Source organism: Aureimonas sp. AU40 (assembly GCF_001463785.1).
Taxonomy (GTDB): Bacteria; Pseudomonadota; Alphaproteobacteria; order Rhizobiales; family Rhizobiaceae; genus Aureimonas.
Window position 1 is genome coordinate 117,791 of record NZ_BBWL01000015.1, and the last position, 15,885, is coordinate 133,675.

Below are 15,885 nucleotides of genomic sequence, written 5' to 3' on the forward strand. Positions count from 1 at the left end.
GAGACACGCTCATGGATACGATGCTCAACGCCCTGCAAAACCGCGCATTGGAGCTCTCGGCCGCCCGGCACGCCGCGCCGGAGGGGAACTGGCGTGTTTCGCGCGACGACGAGAACATCGCCTGGCTCGTGCTCGACAAGCCCGGCAAGTCGGTCAACACGATCGACCGCAGTGTGCTGGAAGAGCTGGACCGGCATCTCGCCGCGCTGGAGGCCGACCGCCCGCGCGGGCTGGTGATCCGCTCCGCCAAGCCGAACGGCTTCGCAGCGGGCGCCGATATCAACGGGTTCGTCGGCGCCTCCCAATCCGCCGTGCGCGAGATGCTGGAGGAGGGGCACCGCGTGCTCGACCGGCTGGCGGCGCTGCCCTGCGTCAGCGTTGCCGTGGTGCATGGCCATTGCCTCGGCGGCGGGCTGGAACTGGCGCTCGCCTGCCGGATGCGCATTGCCGTGTCGAACGCCACGCTCGGTTTTCCCGAGGTGATGCTCGGCCTACACCCTGGCCTCGGCGGCACGTTTCGCTCCGTCACACTGGCCGATCCTATCGAGGCTATGGGCCTGATGCTGACGGGCAAATCCATCTCCGCCCGCAAGGCCAAGGCGATCGGCCTGGTGGATGCGGTGGTGGAGGAGCGGCATGTTCTCAACGCCTCTCATGCCGCGATCTTCGGCGATCTCGTGCGCCCCGACCCGAGCCTGCGCTCCCGCGCCTTCTCCTTCAAGCCGGCGCGCAGCCTCGCCGCGCGGCAGATGCGGGCCAAGGCGTTGGAGAAGGCGCGCCCGGACACCTATCCAGCTCCTTTCGCGCTGATCGACCTTTGGGAGGCGCATGGCGGCCGGCCGGAGCGCATGCGCGAGGCCGAGCTGGAAAGCTTCGCCAAGCTTGTGGAGAGCCCGACCGCACAGAACCTCGTGCGCGTCTTCTTCCTGCGCGAGACGATGCGCGGCCTTCGCAAGGGACGGAGCGAGATCAAGCGTGTTCATGTGATCGGCGCCGGGGCCATGGGCGGCGACATCGCCGCCTGGGCCGCCAAGGAAGGCTTCGCCGTCACCTTGCAGGATATCGCGCTGGAGCCGATCGGCCGGGCGGTGAAGGCCGCCACGAAGATGCTGGAGGCCGTGCTCAAGGACCCGCTGAAAGCGCGCGACGCGCTGGATCGGCTGGTGCCGGACCCCGATGGTCAAGGTCTTGCCGGCGCCGACCTCGTGATCGAGGCCGCGCCGGAAAAGCTCGATCTCAAGCGGCGCATCCTTCAAGAGGCCGAAGGGCGGCTGAAGCCCGGCGCGATTCTCGCCACCAACACATCGGCTCTGCCGCTCCCCGAATTGGCGGAAGGCCTCAGCGACCCGTCGCGCTTCGTCGGCATTCACTTCTTCAATCCCGTGTCGCGGATGCAGCTGGTTGAGATCGTGCGCCATGACGGCGTGTCGGACGAGACCCTGCGCCGGGCGACGAGCTTCGTCGTGGAGCTTTCGCGCCTGCCGGCGCCTGTAAAGCCCAGCGCCGGCTTCCTCGTGAACCGAGCGCTGACGCCCTACATCGCCGAGGCGCTGAAGCTCGTGGACGAGGGGGTGCCCAAGGAGCGCATCGACGCCAGGGCCGAGGCCTTCGGCATGCCGATGGGACCGGTGGAGCTGGCCGATCAGGTCGGGCTCGACATCGCGGTGGAGGTGGCCGACACGCTGCGCGAGCGGCTGAAGATGCCGCTGCCGGAAACGCCGGGCTGGATGCACGAGATGATCCGGGAGGGCCGGCTCGGCCGGAAGACCGGGCGAGGGCTCTACGACTACGATGCGGACGGCAAGCCGAAGAAGATCGCGCTGGAAGCGCTGCCCGACGGCTCGCGCGACGACGAGGCGCTGATCGACCGGCTGATCTTGCCGATGCTGAACACGCTGGTGGCGGCCCTGCGCGAAGGCGTAGTGGACAGCGAGGAGATCGCGGACGGCGCCATGGTGTTCGGAACGGGCTTCGCGCCCTTCCGGGGCGGCCCCTTGCGCTACGCACGCGAGCGCGGCGTCGATCAGGTCGTCGCTCGTCTCACGGAACTCGAAATGTCGCACGGCGCGCGGTTCGAGCCGGACAAGGGTTGGGACCGATTCTAGAGCGTTTCCCGGCAAGGCGGACACGCCTTGCCGTCCCATCTTGCAGCAAGAACGAAACCTTCGTCCCATTGCGGTGAATTCGACTTCACCGCAATGGGCACCCAGACGCCAAAGAGCCTTCGAAACTCAGCCCTGCATGCAGATGTAGTTTTGCTGGCCGAGTTCGTCGCAGCCGAGAACCATGCGATCACCCGGGGCGAGAAAGCGAGGCGGATCGTGGGAGAGGCCGACGCCGGCGGGCGTGCCCGTCATGATGACGTCGCCCGGCTCCAGCCGCAGGAAGCGCGACACGTAGGAAATGAGATAGGGCACCTTGAAGATCATCCGGTTGGTTTCGCCGGACTGCACCCGTTCGCCGTTCACCTCGAGCCAGAGCGTCAGGTCGTGGTAGTTCGGCACCTCGTCCGGTGTCACGAGCCAAGGCCCGACGGGCGCGAACGTGTCGTGCGACTTGCCCTTGAACCACTGGCCGCCGCGCTGAAGCTGGAAGTTGCGCTCGGTCAGGTCGTTCGACAAAGTGAAGCCGGCGACATGCTGCATGGCGGCTTCGACACTGACATATTTCGCGGTGCGCCCGATCACTACGGCCAGTTCCACGCCCCAGTCCGTGCGAGTGGACAGGCGCGGAATCTCGATCGGGTCGTTCGGCCCGCTGACGGCGGTCGCCGCCTTCATGAACAGGGTCGGCTCGGGATTGACCTTGAACCCGGCCAGACGGGCGCTCTCGTGATAATTGGGGCCGACGCCGATGATCTTACGGATCTCGCTGACGGGGGCGCCGAGTCGACTGTCCTCCGGCGCCTCGGGAAAGGCGGAAAGATCCAGCGAGCGAAGCTCTGCCAGCGCCACGGGGTCGATGAACTGGTCCCGCCAGTCCGGCACGTGGGAGGACAGGTCTCGAATCCGCCCGTCGCCGTCCACGATCCCCGGCTTCTCGGCCCCTCTCGCGCCGAACCGCACCAGCCGCATTCTCGCTACTCCTACACTGCCCTTGCTGCGGGAAATGGGACAGCGCTTTCGATCTTCCAACCTTTTGTTTTGACGTTTACGTTCAAGTTCCACATGAAGCCGTGTCGCCGGCTTCGGTCATGTCGGCCGCCTGGGAGGAGCAAAGCATGTATCGACCCCCGATCGAGGAGATCGCCTTCACCCTGCGGCACATCGTGGGCCTGGAACAGGCTATGGCGGAAGGGCGCGCGGGCGATCTCACGGACGATCTGCTGGATGCCATCTTGGCCGAGGCCGGGCGCTTCGCCGAGCAGGAGATCGCGCCGCTCGCCGCCGGCGGCGACCGCGAGGGCGCGAGGTTTCAGGACGGGCGCGTCACCATGCCCGCCGGCTGGAAGGCGCTCTACACCGCCTGGCGCGAGGGTGGGTGGAATGGGCTTTCGGCGCCGGAAGAGCAGGGCGGGCAGGGCCTGCCGCTGTCGCTTGCCGTTGCCGCGTCCGAAATGTGGAACGGCGCGTCCATGGCCTTCGGCATCGGCCCGACACTGACCGCCGGGGCGATCGAGGCGCTGGAGGCGCATGGATCGGACGAACTCAAGCAGCGCTATCTGCCCAAGCTCGTGTCCGGCGAATGGATGGGCACGATGAATCTCACCGAGCCCCAGGCCGGCTCGGACCTTTCGACGCTGCGCACGCGGGCGGAGCGTCGAGGGGACGGCACATACCGGATCTTCGGGCAGAAGATCTACATCACCTATGGCGAACATGACCTGACGGACAACATCGTCCATCTCGTTCTCGCCCGCCTGCCAGACGCGCCGGAGGGCGTGAAGGGCATCTCGCTCTTCCTGGTGCCCAAATTCCTGCCGCACCAGAACGGCACGCCCGGTGCCCGCAACGACGCTTTCTGTCACGCGATCGAGCACAAGCTCGGCATCCACGCTTCGCCGACCTGCACCATGATCTTTGGCGACGGCCGTGGCGAAAGCGGCGAGGCCGGCGCCATCGGCTGGCTGGTGGGCGAGGAAAATCGCGGTCTCGCCTGCATGTTCACGATGATGAACGCGGCGCGGCTCTTCGTCGGCGTCCAGGGCCTGGGCGTTGCGGAAGCGGCCTATGGGCAGGCGCTGGCCTATGCGCGGGAGCGCCGGCAGGGCCGCTCGACGCTGCTCGCCAAGGATCGCGCCGAACCGCCCTCGCGCGATATGGTGCCCATTATCGAGCATCCCGACGTGGCGCGGATGCTGCTCTCCATGAAGGCCCAGGTCTCGGCCGCCCGTGCCATCGCCTATAGCTGCGGCCACGCGCTGGACCGCGCGAAGCACGCGGCAGGCGAGGAAGAAGCGCGCTTCTGGCGCGAGCGGGCCAATCTGCTGACCCCGCTCGCCAAATCCTTCCCGACCGATGTCGGCGTCGACGTCGCCTCGCTGGGCATCCAGATCCATGGCGGCATGGGCTATGTCGAGGAAACCGGCGCCGCGCGCCTGCTGCGTGACGCGCGCATCGCGCCGATCTACGAGGGCACCAACGGCATCCAGGCCATCGACCTCGTCACGCGCAAGCTGCCGCAGTCGGGCGGCGAATCGGTGCGCGCCTACCTCGGTGAGCTCGGCGAGATCGCTGCCGCCGCGAGGGGGCGCAACGAGCCGGGTTTCTCCGCTTTGGCCGAACGGCTAGAGGACGCGCTGCGAGACCTCACCGAGGCCACCGACCGGCTTCTGAGCTGGCTTGGAGAAGGCCGCATGGGAGACGCGCTGGCCGGCGCGACGCCCTACCAGCGCCTTTTCGCACTCGTCGCCGGCAATTGCTATCTCGCCAAGGGGGCTCTGGCGGAAAGGGGCGGAACGGCCCGCCTGCATCTGGCGCGCTTCATGGCCGACTCGCTGCTTACCGAGGTTTCCGGGCTGAAGCGGCAGGTGCTCACAGGTGGCGAAAGCCTGGAAGCGGCGCGGGAGTGTCTGCAATGAACGAGACGACCCTGATCGAGCGGCAGCTGGCAGACGGCGTCCTGACGCTGCGCATGAACCGGCCGGAAAAGAAGAACGCCCTGAACCGAGCCATGTATGGCGCGCTGGCCGAGGCGCTGGAAGGCGCCAATGCGGACGAGGCGGTTCGCGCCGTCCTGCTGCTCGGCGGCGAGGGGCACTTCTCGTCCGGCAACGACATTGCCGATTTCGCCGGCTTCGACGCGAAGGCCGGCTTGGCCGAAGTGCTACGCTTCCTCCATGCGCTGGTGGACCTGGAAAAGCCGCTGGTGGCTGGGGTGGATGGGCTGGCGGTCGGCATAGGAACCACGGTCCTGTTCCACTGTGATCTCGCCTATGCCACGCCGCGCTCCAGCTTCCGCACGCCCTTTCTCGATCTCGGCCTCGTGCCGGAGGCAGGGTCCAGCCTTCTGGCGCCCGGCCTGATGGGATACCAACGCGCCTTCGCGCTTCTGGTGCTGGGCGAGGCACTGTCAGCGGAGGAAGCGCTGGCCGCCGGGTTGCTCGTCAGCGTGGGCGATGACGCAGAAACTCTCGCTCTTAAGGCTGCGGCGCGCCTCGCAACCAAGCCGCCCGAGGCGCTGCGCATTGCCCGTCGCCTGATACGCGGGGACGGCGCGGCGGTGCGCGTGCGCATCGGGGAAGAGGCCACCGCCTTCGCGGAGCGTCTGGTTTCAGCCGAGGCGCGGGCCGCCTTCGCCGCGTTCTTCGACCGAAGAGCGCACTGAATCAGGCTCTTGTCGCAAGGTCTTCACGCTCTTGCGAAACTTGAAGATGGTCGTGGCCGTGAACAGGAGAAACACAGCCCCGATCGCAGCATAGGCCCAGGGGCTGCCGTGGAGATAGGTGTCGATCCGGTCGCCCAGGATATAGGAGCCGAACCCGTAGGCCCCTGACCAAAGCGCCGCGCCGAGAGCGTTGAAGAGAAGGAATTCCCACCAGGGAAAGCGCAGCGTGCCCGAGACGACGCCCGCCAGCTGCCGCAGGATCAAAATGAAGCGGGCGACCAGCACGATCGGCGGGCCGACCTTGCGGAAGCGCTCCTCCACCATCTGGAACTTCTCGGGCGTGACATGGAAACGCTTGCCGTAGCGATCGACGAAGCGACGGCCGAAGCGGTGGCCGAGATAATAGCCGAGATTATCGCCCATCACGCCGCCGACAAAGGCCGAGCCGACGACGCCCCAGATGTTCAATTCGCCATGGCCGGCCATGATGCCGGCCGCGATCAGGATGCTTTCGCCGGGAAAGGGCAGGCCGGTCGATTCCAGAAAGATCGAGACGAAAACAGCGACATAGCCGTAGGTCTGAAGAAAGCCGGTGAGCGTGTCCCACATGACGCGATATCCCCTTCGACCTCAGCGTTCGAACAGGGCCACGGCTTCCAAATGGTGCGACCAAAGGAATTGGTCGATCGGCGTCACGGACAAGAGCTTGTAGCCGCCCTCGATCAGGATCGCAGCGTCGCGCGCCAGCGTCGTCGGATTGCAGGATACGGCAGAGACGCGCTTCACGGTCGAGCGTGCCAGTTCGCGGCACTGCGCCTCGGCGCCGGCACGGGGCGGATCGAAGAGGACGCCGTCGAACTTGGCGAGCTCCTTCGCCGTCACCGGCCGCCGCATCAGGTCGCGCCGCTCGGTCGTAATCGGCTTGAGCCCTTGCGAGCCGCGCCGAACCGTCTCGATGGCGGCAAGAGCCGGCGCGTCGAACTCCACGCCGTGCACGGCCTGCCGGCGCGCCAGCCGCAGCGTGAACGTTCCGATGCCGCAAAAGAGATCGGCGACGCGCTTGGCCTTGTCGAGATGCGGCAGCGCCACCTCGGCCATGGCGCGCTCGGCGGGCGCCACGGCCTGCAGGAAGGCGCCCGGCGGCAGCGGCACGGCGAAACCATCGACATCGACGCTCGGCGCCTGCGGCTCGACGATGGTCTCGCCGTCGACGGAGAGGCGTGCGATACCGGGCGCGAGCGCGAGTTCCAGAGCCCGTTGGCGCAACTGGGCATTGAGTTTGGCCGCGTCGGCAATGGCGATATCGAGCCCGGCCCGGGTCTGCGTCACCGTCATGCGCAACTCGCGCTTGCGGTCGATCAGCGCGACGGCGAGCTTTTCCAAGAAGGCGAGGCGGCTGGCGATCTCCGGCACCACGACGAGGCAGGTGTGGATCGCGGCGATACGCGGGCTCAGCGCCTCGTGGAAGCCGAACAGGACGCGGTTGTCGATGCGCAGCGCCGAAAAGACCGCGCGGCGGCGCGAGGCGGGGGCGCAAGGCACGAGCTCACCGACCGGCACGTCGAGACCAGCGCGGCGGAAGGCCTCCACCACCGTGCCGCGCTTGAAGGCGCGATAGGTTTCCTCGCTCATGTGCTGCAGCTCGCAGCCGCCGCAGACGCCGAAATGCGGGCAGGGGGCGGCGACGCGCTTAGGCGAAGAAGCCTCGATGTCGAGGATGCGAGCGCGCGAGCCGTCGCGCTCGACGGTGACGATCTCGCCGGGCAGCGCGAAGGGGACGAACACCGCCTCGCCCCCGAGATGGGCGATGCCGTCGCCCTTCTGGCCGAGCGTTTCGATGGAGAGCCGTTCGCTCATGCCTTGCGTCCTACCAGGAGAAATTCGCGGTTCCCGTCTCCACCTTCGATCGGTGACGGAATGGGGGAATGGGCGGGCCATCCCTGCTCGTCGGCGAGCCAGGTCGCCATGTCGGCAGCGATGCGCTCGCCAAGGCTCGGATCGCGCAAAAGGCCGTTCTTGCCGATCGCGGCGCGCCCGGCTTCGAACTGGGGCTTGACCAGAAACACGCCGTCGGCGCCGCTCTCGGCGAGGCTCAAAGCCGGGGGCAGCGCCAAGCGCATGGAGATGAAGGACACATCGCAGACCACAAGATCGATCGGGTTGCCACCGAGATGCTCCCTCGCGAGGTCCCGCGCGTTCAGCCCTTCGAGGCAGGTGACGCGCGGATCGTCCTTCAAGCTCGGATGCATCTGGTCGTGGCCGACATCGATCGCCACGACATGCCGAGCGCCGCGCTGGAGCAGCACTTCGGTAAAGCCCCCGGTCGAGGCGCCGACATCCAGCGCCGTGCGGCCCTCGACGAGAAGGCCGAACGTATCGAGCCCGGCGACGAGCTTCAGCGCGGCACGGGAGACGTAGGACGCGGCCGGATCGTCCTGGCTGATCGTGGCCTGCGGCGACACGAGCTGCCCGGGCTTGGTGGCGACCGCGCCGTCCACCCGCACATGACCGCGCAGGATGGCGTCGCGCGCACGCGCCCGACTGGGGGCGATACCCGCTTCCGCCATCAGGAGATCGAGCCTCACGCGGCTTTCGGAAAAGGCGGGCGCCATCAGGCGCGAGCGCGAAGGGGCGCGGGCGGGCGCATCAGGCCTGCAACACGCGCCGCGCGCCGTCCCCCAGCGCACGGAACACGGCGTCCACGATCCCGGCGCGGTCGAGCCCCGAGCCTTTCATCATCGCATCCGGCGCGGCATGGTCCACGAACCGATCGGGCATGGTGAGCGGGCGCACCTTCAGCCCATGGTCGAGGAGCCCGTTGCGCGCAAGGTGTTCCAGAACCTGCGCCGCGAAACCACCCGACGCACCTTCCTCCAGGAGGATCAGCACCTCGTGATGACGCGCCAGCTGCGCGATAAGCGCGCCGTCGAGCGGCTTAGCGAAGCGCGCGTCGGCCACCGTCGTGGACAGGCCGAACCCGTCAAGATCTTCCGCCGCCGCCACCGCGTCCGACAGGCGCGGGCCGAAGGAGAGGATGGCGACCTTCGTGCCCTCCTTGACGATGCGGCCCTTGCCGATCGGCAGGATCGCGCCGCGCTCGGGAAGATCGACGCCCGTGCCGTTGCCGCGTGGGTAGCGGAAGGAGATGGGCCCATCGTCATAGTCGGCGGCCGTGCGGACCATGTGGCGCAGTTCGGCCTCGTCCGCCGCTGCCATCACCACCATGTCCGGCAGGGGGCAGAGGAAGCCGGTGTCGAAGGAACCGGCATGGGTCGGGCCGTCGGCGCCGACAAAGCCGGCGCGGTCGATGGCGAAGCGCACGGGAAGATGCTGGATCGCCACGTCATGGACGATCTGGTCGTAGGCGCGCTGAAGGAAGGTGGAATAGATGGCGACAAAGGGCTTGTAGCCCTCGGTTGCCAGCCCGGCCGCGAAGGTCACGGCATGCTGCTCGGCGATGCCGACATCGAAGGTGCGCTTGGGAAAGGCCTGCCCAAAGAGATCCAGCCCCGTCCCGTCCGGCATGGCGGCGTGGATGGCGACGATCTTCTCGTCCTCGCGCGCTTCCTGCACGAGGCTTTCGGCGAAAATCTTGGTGTAGGTCGGCGCATTGGCCTTGGGCTTGGACTGCGCGCCCGTCACCACGTCGAATTTCGAGACGCCATGATACTTGTCGGCGCTGGCCTCCGCCGGCGGATAGCCCTTGCCCTTCTTGGTCACGACATGGATCAGCACCGGCCCGTCGATCGTGTCGCGCACGTTCTTCATGACCGGTAGCAGATGGTCTAGATCGTGTCCGTCTATCGGCCCGACATAGAAGAAGCCGAGTTCCTCGAACAGCGTGCCGCCGGTCAAAAGACCGCGCGTATACTCCTCGGTTCGCCGCGCCCGCTCGCGCACGAATTCCGGCAGATGACGGGTCACCGCCTTGGCCCGCTCGCGCAGCGAGCGATAGGCCTTGCCCGAGACGAGCCGCGCGAGATAGGCGCTCATCGCGCCGGTCGGCGGCGCGATCGACATGTCGTTGTCGTTGAGGATGACGACCAGCCGCGCGTCAAGCGCGCCGGCATTGTTCATCGCCTCATAGGCCATGCCGGCGCTCATCGCGCCGTCGCCTATCACCGCGATCACATTGTTGCGCCGCCCGTCGAGCTCGCTCGCCACCGCCATGCCGAGCCCGGCCGAGATCGAGGTGGAAGAATGGCCAGCGCCGAACGGGTCGTATTCGCTTTCCGTCCGCTTGGCGAAGCCGGACAGACCGCCTTCCTGGCGCACGGTGCGCATGGCGTCTCGGCGCCCGGTCAGGATCTTGTGCGGATAGGCCTGATGGCCGACGTCCCAGATCAGCCGGTCGCGCGGCGTGTCGAACACGGCATGGATCGCCACCGTCAGTTCCACGACGCCGAGGCCCGCTCCGAGATGGCCGCCCGTCTTCGACACGGCGTCGATCAAATCGGCGCGCAACTCGTCCGCCACCTGCCGCAGATCGGATTCCGGCAGCTGCCGAAGCTCTTCGGGAGAGGAGATGCGGTCGAGAAGCGGCGTCGAGAGGATGGGGGACAAAAAAAGGTCTCCTGAGGAACGAACGCCTCGCAAGGGCCCGTCCTGCGGAAGGGGCAGAACAAGCGTCGGGAGCATTCGGCGGAATGCCCTTAGAGCCGTTTCAAATAGGGTTGTCCATCCGCACGTTCCAGCGGGAAGGCTCCGCGGCTCAGGCGGGGTCCAGCGGCTCCGTGCCGCTCGGCTTGCCGGCGCGCGAGAGCTTGATCTTCTCGACCTTGTCCTCGGCCGCCGAAAGCAGGCGGTCGCAATGACTCTTCAGCTTCTCGCCCCGCTCGTAGATGCGGATCGACATTTCCAGCGGAACGTCGCCGCGCTCGAGGTCCGACACGATGCGCTCCAGCGCCGCCAGGGCCTCCTCGAAGCTCAGGCGCTTGATGTCGGAATCGTCAGCCGGGATCTGATGGGCAGTTTCGGACATGGATACTCCTTCTCTGGCGCGGCGGTCAGCCGACCATCAAGCGCTTCACATGGGCGGCGACCGACTGCGACAAGCCCTGCAGGTCGTAGCCGCCCTCCAGCACGCTGACGAGGCGGCGCTGGCTGAACCGGTCCGCGATCTCCAGAAGCTTGCCGGTCGCCCAGTCGAAATCGGCCTCGATTAGGTTCAGCCCGCCCAGCGGGTCGCGGTGATGGGCGTCGAACCCGGCCGAGACGATCACGAGATCGGGGCGGAAGTTTTCCAGCACCGGCAGCACGATCTCCGAGAAGGCCAGGCGAAACTCGTCGGTCCCATCGTCCTCGCGCAGCGGCACGTTGACGATGTTGCCCGCCCCCGTTTCCGTGCGCGCGCCCGTGCCGGGATAGAGCGGCATCTGGTGCGTCGAGACATAGAGGACGCTCGAGTCGGTCCAGAAAATGTCTTGCGTGCCGTTTCCGTGGTGAACGTCCCAGTCGACGATGGCGACGCGCTCCAGCCCATGAATGGCCTGCGCATGGCGCGCGGCGATGGCGGCCTGGTTGAACAGGCAGAAGCCCATGGCGGTTTCGCGCTCGGCATGGTGGCCGGGCGGGCGGGCCGCGACGAAGACGTTGCGGGCCGCGCCGCTCACCACGTCGTCCACCCCGGCGCAGGCGGCACCGATGCCATGCAAAGCAGCGCTGAAGCTCTTGGGGCTGACCATCGTGTCGCCGTCGATCCGCGCCATCCCTTCTTCCGGGATGGTACGCGCGATGCGGCGGACGTAATCGACGCTGTGGCAGCGGTAAATTGCCTCCACCGAGCCTTCGGGCGCCAGAACGCGGTCGAGATTCTGGAAGGTCTCGGCCTCCAGCGCGGCCTCGAGCGCCACGATGCGCTCGGGCCGCTCCGGGTGCCCCGGCCCGGTCAGGTGCTCGCGAAAGATGGGATGGTGGTAGAGGCGCGTCATCATGGGCAGATCCCCGGCGAAAGGCGGCGCGAAGTTGAAGCGTCAGATGCGGCCGGTCTGGCCACGATGCCGGAGAAAATGGTCCGCAACCGCGCAGGCGACCATGGCCTCGCCGATCGGCACCGCGCGAATTCCGACGCAGGGGTCGTGACGGCCCTTGGTCATGACATCGACTTCCTGCCCCTCGGCGTCGATCGAGCGGCGCGGCGTCAGGATGGAGGAGGTGGGCTTCACCGCGAAGCGCGCCACCACGGCCTGTCCGGTGCTGATGCCGCCCAAGATGCCGCCCGCGTGATTCGACAGAAATTGTGGCTTCCCGTCGTTGCCGACGCGGATCTCGTCGGCATTCTCTTCGCCCGATAGAGTGGCGGAGGCGAAGCCGTCGCCGATCTCGACGCCCTTCACGGCGTTGATCGACATGAGATTGGCGGCGATGTCGGCGTCGAGCTTGCCATAGATCGGCGCTCCGAGGCCTGCGGGCACGCCCTCGGCCACAATTTCCACCACCGCGCCGATGGAGGAGCCGCTCTTGCGCGTTGCGTCGAGCAGTTCGGTCCAGCGCTCGGCCGTCTCGGCGTCCGGGCAGAAGAACGGGTTGCGGCGCGTTTCCTCCCAGTCGAAGCGGGAGCGGTCGATCTTTATGTTGCCGATCTGCACGAGAGCGCCGCGCACGACGAGGCCGGGCACGATCTGCCGCGCGATGGCACCGGCGGCGACGCGCATTGCCGTCTCGCGCGCCGAGGAGCGTCCACCGCCGCGATAGTCGCGGATGCCGTATTTGATATCGTAGGTGATGTCGGCGTGACCCGGCCTGTAACGACGCGCGATGTCGCTATAGTCCTTGGAACGCTGATCGACGTTCTGGATCTCGAGCGCGATCGGCGTGCCGGTGGCGATCAACTCGCCCTCGGCCTCGCCCGGCATGGTGCCGGATAGAATCCGCACCTGATCCGGCTCCTGGCGCTGCGTGGTGTAGCGGGACTGTCCGGGGCGGCGCTCGTCCAGGAATTGCTGAATCCCCGCCTCGCTCAGCTTCGTTCCCGGCGGCGTGCCATCCACCACGCAGCCGATCGCAGGTCCGTGGCTTTCGCCCCAGGTCGTGACGCGGAACAGGTGGCCGAAGCTGTTGTGTGACATGAAGGATACGGGTCCGATGCAAAGACGGTGCGCTCGTTTACGACCTGCTAACCGGGCGCGTCAAATGGCGGTTTGAGGCTGGGAAGGCCGGCCGATAAAAACCACAATCGAGATCGAATTCTTCTAGATTGAACGGCGAATCGCCGTCGCCTGTCCGTCCGCCCGATGAGAGAGCTCCCGCCCATGACCCGACGCATCGTCGCCTTCTTCGCCTGCTCCGTGCTTTCGGTCTCCATGACCATCTCGGCACAGGCGGAAGAAACGGGCGGGGTGGTCGAGAAGGTGGACCGGGAAAGAGAGGTGCTGAAACTGAGCGACGGGCAGATCTACCTCATGCCCAAGGATCTGCCGATCGAGGCGGTTCAGCCGGGCATGGAAGTTCACATCATTCACGAACCGTTGGCCTGAAACGACTGGCGGGGAGCGCCCGGATCAGACCCAGGCGATCTCGCCCTTCTCGATTCGCAGAATGCGATCCTGCGGCACGTCGATCGAAGCGGCATCGTCTCGCGACATTCCCGTAAATCGCTGGAGAACGGCGCGCGTGACGCCGCCATGTGCGGTCACGATGGTAGGCCGGACCAGGGATTGGAAAAAGGGCGCAACGCGATCCGCCAAGCCTTCATAGGTCTCGGCGCCGAAGCCGGGCGGTTGGAAGTTCCACTTGTCGGTGCGGCGCACCTCCAGAAGAACCGGCTCGGACGCTGCGAGCTCGCGCAGGGTCTGACCTTGCCAGTCCCCGAAATGGATTTCCCTTAAACGCTCGTCCGCCGCAAAGGCGTCGGGATCGAGACCCATCTCGCGCCGCAGGATTCGCATCGTGTCGGCGGCCCGCTGCATGGGGCTTGAGACAAAATCAAAATCCCAAGCCGTCCCTGCCAGCACGTTTCGGAGATAACGCCCATTGCGGCGCGCTTGTCCGCGACCGTAGCTATTCAGCGGAATGTCGCTTTGGCCTTGCAGGCGACGTTCGGCGTTCCAGTCGGTCTGGCCGTGGCGGCAGAGATAGAGGAGGGGAGCGATCACGGCGCAGGCTTCGCCGATCAATCCTTCACCACCGAGATGTCCGGCGCGTCCACGGCCTTCATGCCGACGACATGGTAGCCCGAATCGGCGTGATGGACCTCGCCGGTCACCGAGCGCGACAGATCGGACAGGAGGTAGAGGCCGACATCGCCGACTTCCTCGATCGTCACGGTCCGGCGCAGCGGGGCGTTGTACTCATTCCACTTCAAAATGTAGCGGAAATCGCCGATGCCGGACGCTGCGAGTGTCTTGATCGGCCCGGCCGAGATCGCGTTGACGCGGATGTTCTTGGGGCCGAGATCGACCGCCAGATACTTCACGCTCGCCTCGAGCGCGGCCTTGGCGACGCCCATGACGTTGTAGTTCGGCATGACCTTCTCGGCGCCGTAATAGGTCAGCGTCAGCATGGCGCCGCCATCGGTCATCAGCTTCTCGGCGCGCTGGGCGACCGCCGTGAAGGAATAGACCGAGATCAGCATGGTCTTGGAGAAGTTCGCCTCGCTCGTGTCGACATAGCGGCCGGTCAGCTCGTCCTTGTCGGAAAAGCCGATGGCGTGGACGAGAAAGTCGAGCTTGCCCCACTTGTCTTCGAGCGCCTGGAAGCAGGCGTCGATCGTGGCGGCGTCGCCGACGTCGCAATGGCCGCACACAAAGGCGCCGAGCTCGGCCGCGAGCGGCTCGACGCGCTTGCGCAGCGCGTCGCCCTGGTAGGTGAAGGCGATTTCCGCGCCCTGGTCCGCCAGCGCCTTGGCGATGCCGTAGGCGATCGAGCGATTGTTCGCGACGCCCATGATGAGGCCGCGCTTGCCTTTCATGAGGCCGACCGATTCAACCATGGTGCCGCTCCTGCTCGATTTCGAGAGTCCGTATTGGGGCGGCGGTATGGCATAGCAGGCCGAGACCAGCAAGCTTACCGGACGATCCGTCCGCCGCCCGCCCCGGTTGCACCCGGAAAAATGGTCACAGCCTGCCGTCGCGGCGCTTCTGTAGGAGGGCCACGAGATCGGCGTCCGGCAAAGCGGGCAGGGCGACGACAAGCGACACGAGAATGTCGCCGCGCCCGCCATCCTTGCGCGTCAAACCCTTGCCCTTGAGGCGCAGGGTCTTGCCGGAATTCGTCCAAGGCTGGATCTTGGTAGCGACCCGTCCGTCCAGCGTGTCGATCGTGATTCGACCGCCGAGCACGGCGTCCTCCAGATCGACGGTCTGCTCCGCGACGAGATCGCGGCCCTCGACGCTGAAGCGGGGATGATCGACGAATTGGATGGTTACCAACGCATCGCCCGGCTGGCTGCCGCTGATCGGCGCCGGCTGGCCCTGGCCGCGCAGGCGGATCACCTGTCCGTCCTCCACGCCTTCGGGAAGGCGGATCGCGAGTCGCTTGCCCGTCGGGAACACGGCCTCGACCTTCTCGTCCGAGATTACGTCCTCGAGCCGGACTTTCAGCGTGGCGTTGATATCCTCGCCCTTGCCGGCGGCGTTGCGTGCGGCGGTGAAGCCGGCCCCGCCACGCGCGCCGGTCTTGCGGGCGCCGCCGAAGGCCTGGTCGAAGAAATCGGAAAAGATGCCGTCGCCGAACTCGGCCCCGTTGCCGCCGCCGCGAAAGTCGAACCCGCCGCCCGTGCCGCGCGTCTGGCCGAACGGATTGCCGCCCGACGCGCCACCACCGCCAAAGCCGCCGAACCCCTGGAACTTCGGCTTGCCTTCCGCGTCGATCTCGCCGTTGTCGAATTTCTCGCGCTTGTCCTTGTCACCCAGGATCTCGTAGGCCTGATTGGCCTCGTTGAAACGGGGCGCGGCCGCAGGATCGTCGGTATTGGCGTCGGGATGGTATTTCTTGGCGAGCTTGCGGAAGGCGGACTTGATCTCGCTTTCCGTGGCGGTCTTGGCGACGCCGAGGACGGTATAGGGGTCGCGCATGGAGCGTCGGAATCCTGTCTGGAACGACGGAGCGCCGAACCAGACCGGCCCGGCGCAACCGGTTTGCGATTGGCTTTGAGCGCTATATGGCGAGACTCGGAACGGA

The 15,885-nt window shown here is 66.7% G+C and carries 15 protein-coding genes; 4 read left to right on the plus strand and 11 right to left on the minus strand.

The genetic code is table 11. The features are described 5' to 3' along the window. Positions 1-11: 11 nt before the first annotated feature. On the plus strand, positions 12-2,105 hold the full coding sequence (locus AUL32_RS05735) for a 3-hydroxyacyl-CoA dehydrogenase NAD-binding domain-containing protein (RefSeq protein WP_062112481.1): 2,094 nt from the start codon (positions 12-14) through the stop codon (positions 2,103-2,105). A 126-nt stretch (positions 2,106-2,231) separates the two neighbouring features. On the opposite strand, the gene AUL32_RS05740 is transcribed toward AUL32_RS05735, so the two are convergent. Then, positions 2,232-3,074 carry a fumarylacetoacetate hydrolase family protein gene (locus tag AUL32_RS05740; RefSeq protein WP_062112483.1) on the minus strand — a complete coding sequence of 281 codons (843 nt, stop codon included), beginning with the start codon at positions 3,072-3,074 and terminating at the stop codon, positions 2,232-2,234. Between the two features lie 146 nt (positions 3,075-3,220). On the opposite strand from AUL32_RS05740, the gene AUL32_RS05745 reads away from it, so the two are divergent. Both AUL32_RS05745 and AUL32_RS05750 read left to right on the plus strand, forming a co-directional pair. Next, positions 3,221-5,020 (plus strand): acyl-CoA dehydrogenase, encoded by a 1,800-nt coding sequence (locus AUL32_RS05745; RefSeq protein WP_062112485.1) that lies wholly within the window; start codon positions 3,221-3,223, stop codon positions 5,018-5,020. Then, the gene (locus AUL32_RS05750; protein WP_062112487.1) at positions 5,017-5,766 is read left to right on the plus strand and encodes a crotonase/enoyl-CoA hydratase family protein; all 750 of its coding nucleotides are present in this window, start codon (positions 5,017-5,019) and stop codon (positions 5,764-5,766) included. The genes AUL32_RS05745 and AUL32_RS05750 overlap by 4 nt, the downstream gene beginning before the upstream one ends. On the opposite strand, the gene AUL32_RS05755 is transcribed toward AUL32_RS05750, so the two are convergent. The 7 genes from AUL32_RS05755 to aroC all read right to left on the minus strand — a co-directional run bounded on the left by AUL32_RS05755 (position 5,713) and on the right by aroC (position 12,833). Then, positions 5,713-6,375 carry a DedA family protein gene (locus AUL32_RS05755; protein WP_062112489.1) on the minus strand — a complete coding sequence of 221 codons (663 nt, stop codon included), beginning with the start codon at positions 6,373-6,375 and terminating at the stop codon, positions 5,713-5,715. The two genes, AUL32_RS05750 and AUL32_RS05755, sit on opposite strands and share 54 nt — an antisense overlap. A gap of 21 nt (positions 6,376-6,396) precedes the next feature. Beyond that, entirely contained in the window at positions 6,397-7,623 is a 1,227-nt protein-coding gene (locus AUL32_RS05760) for a class I SAM-dependent RNA methyltransferase (protein WP_062112491.1), read from the minus strand. Further along, complete coding sequence (locus AUL32_RS05765) at positions 7,620-8,378, minus strand: TlyA family RNA methyltransferase (RefSeq protein WP_062112493.1); 759 nt, start codon at positions 8,376-8,378, stop codon at positions 7,620-7,622. Before AUL32_RS05765 ends, AUL32_RS05760 begins: the two co-directional genes overlap by 4 nt. A gap of 34 nt (positions 8,379-8,412) precedes the next feature. Beyond that, a complete protein-coding gene (gene dxs / locus AUL32_RS05770; protein ID WP_062112495.1) occupies positions 8,413-10,329 on the minus strand; it encodes a 1-deoxy-D-xylulose-5-phosphate synthase in 1,917 nt (638 codons plus the stop codon). Between the two features lie 148 nt (positions 10,330-10,477). Then, positions 10,478-10,747, minus strand: coding sequence for an exodeoxyribonuclease VII small subunit (locus AUL32_RS05775; protein WP_061975607.1), 270 nt, complete (start codon positions 10,745-10,747; stop codon positions 10,478-10,480). Positions 10,748-10,772: 25 nt separating this feature from the next. Continuing rightward, positions 10,773-11,699, minus strand: a complete 927-nt coding sequence (locus AUL32_RS05780; protein ID WP_062112497.1) for a histone deacetylase family protein — start codon at positions 11,697-11,699, stop codon at positions 10,773-10,775. A gap of 39 nt (positions 11,700-11,738) precedes the next feature. Further along, entirely contained in the window at positions 11,739-12,833 is a 1,095-nt protein-coding gene (gene aroC / locus AUL32_RS05785) for a chorismate synthase (protein ID WP_062112499.1), read from the minus strand. A 183-nt stretch (positions 12,834-13,016) separates the two neighbouring features. Between aroC and AUL32_RS05790 the strand changes: the two genes are divergently transcribed. After that, entirely contained in the window at positions 13,017-13,241 is a 225-nt protein-coding gene (locus AUL32_RS05790) for a DUF1344 domain-containing protein (protein ID WP_061975612.1), read from the plus strand. Between the two features lie 24 nt (positions 13,242-13,265). On the opposite strand, the gene AUL32_RS05795 is transcribed toward AUL32_RS05790, so the two are convergent. The 3 genes from AUL32_RS05795 to AUL32_RS05805 form a co-directional block, all read right to left on the minus strand. Further along, entirely contained in the window at positions 13,266-13,859 is a 594-nt protein-coding gene (locus tag AUL32_RS05795) for a histidine phosphatase family protein (RefSeq protein WP_156421340.1), read from the minus strand. A 17-nt stretch (positions 13,860-13,876) separates the two neighbouring features. Next, the gene (fabI, locus tag AUL32_RS05800; RefSeq protein ID WP_062112501.1) at positions 13,877-14,695 is read right to left on the minus strand and encodes an enoyl-ACP reductase FabI; all 819 of its coding nucleotides are present in this window, start codon (positions 14,693-14,695) and stop codon (positions 13,877-13,879) included. A 124-nt stretch (positions 14,696-14,819) separates the two neighbouring features. Then, positions 14,820-15,779: a DnaJ C-terminal domain-containing protein gene (locus AUL32_RS05805; RefSeq protein ID WP_062112503.1), complete on the minus strand. Its 960-nt coding sequence runs from the start codon at positions 15,777-15,779 to the stop codon at positions 14,820-14,822. Between the last annotated feature and the right edge of the window lie 106 nt (positions 15,780-15,885).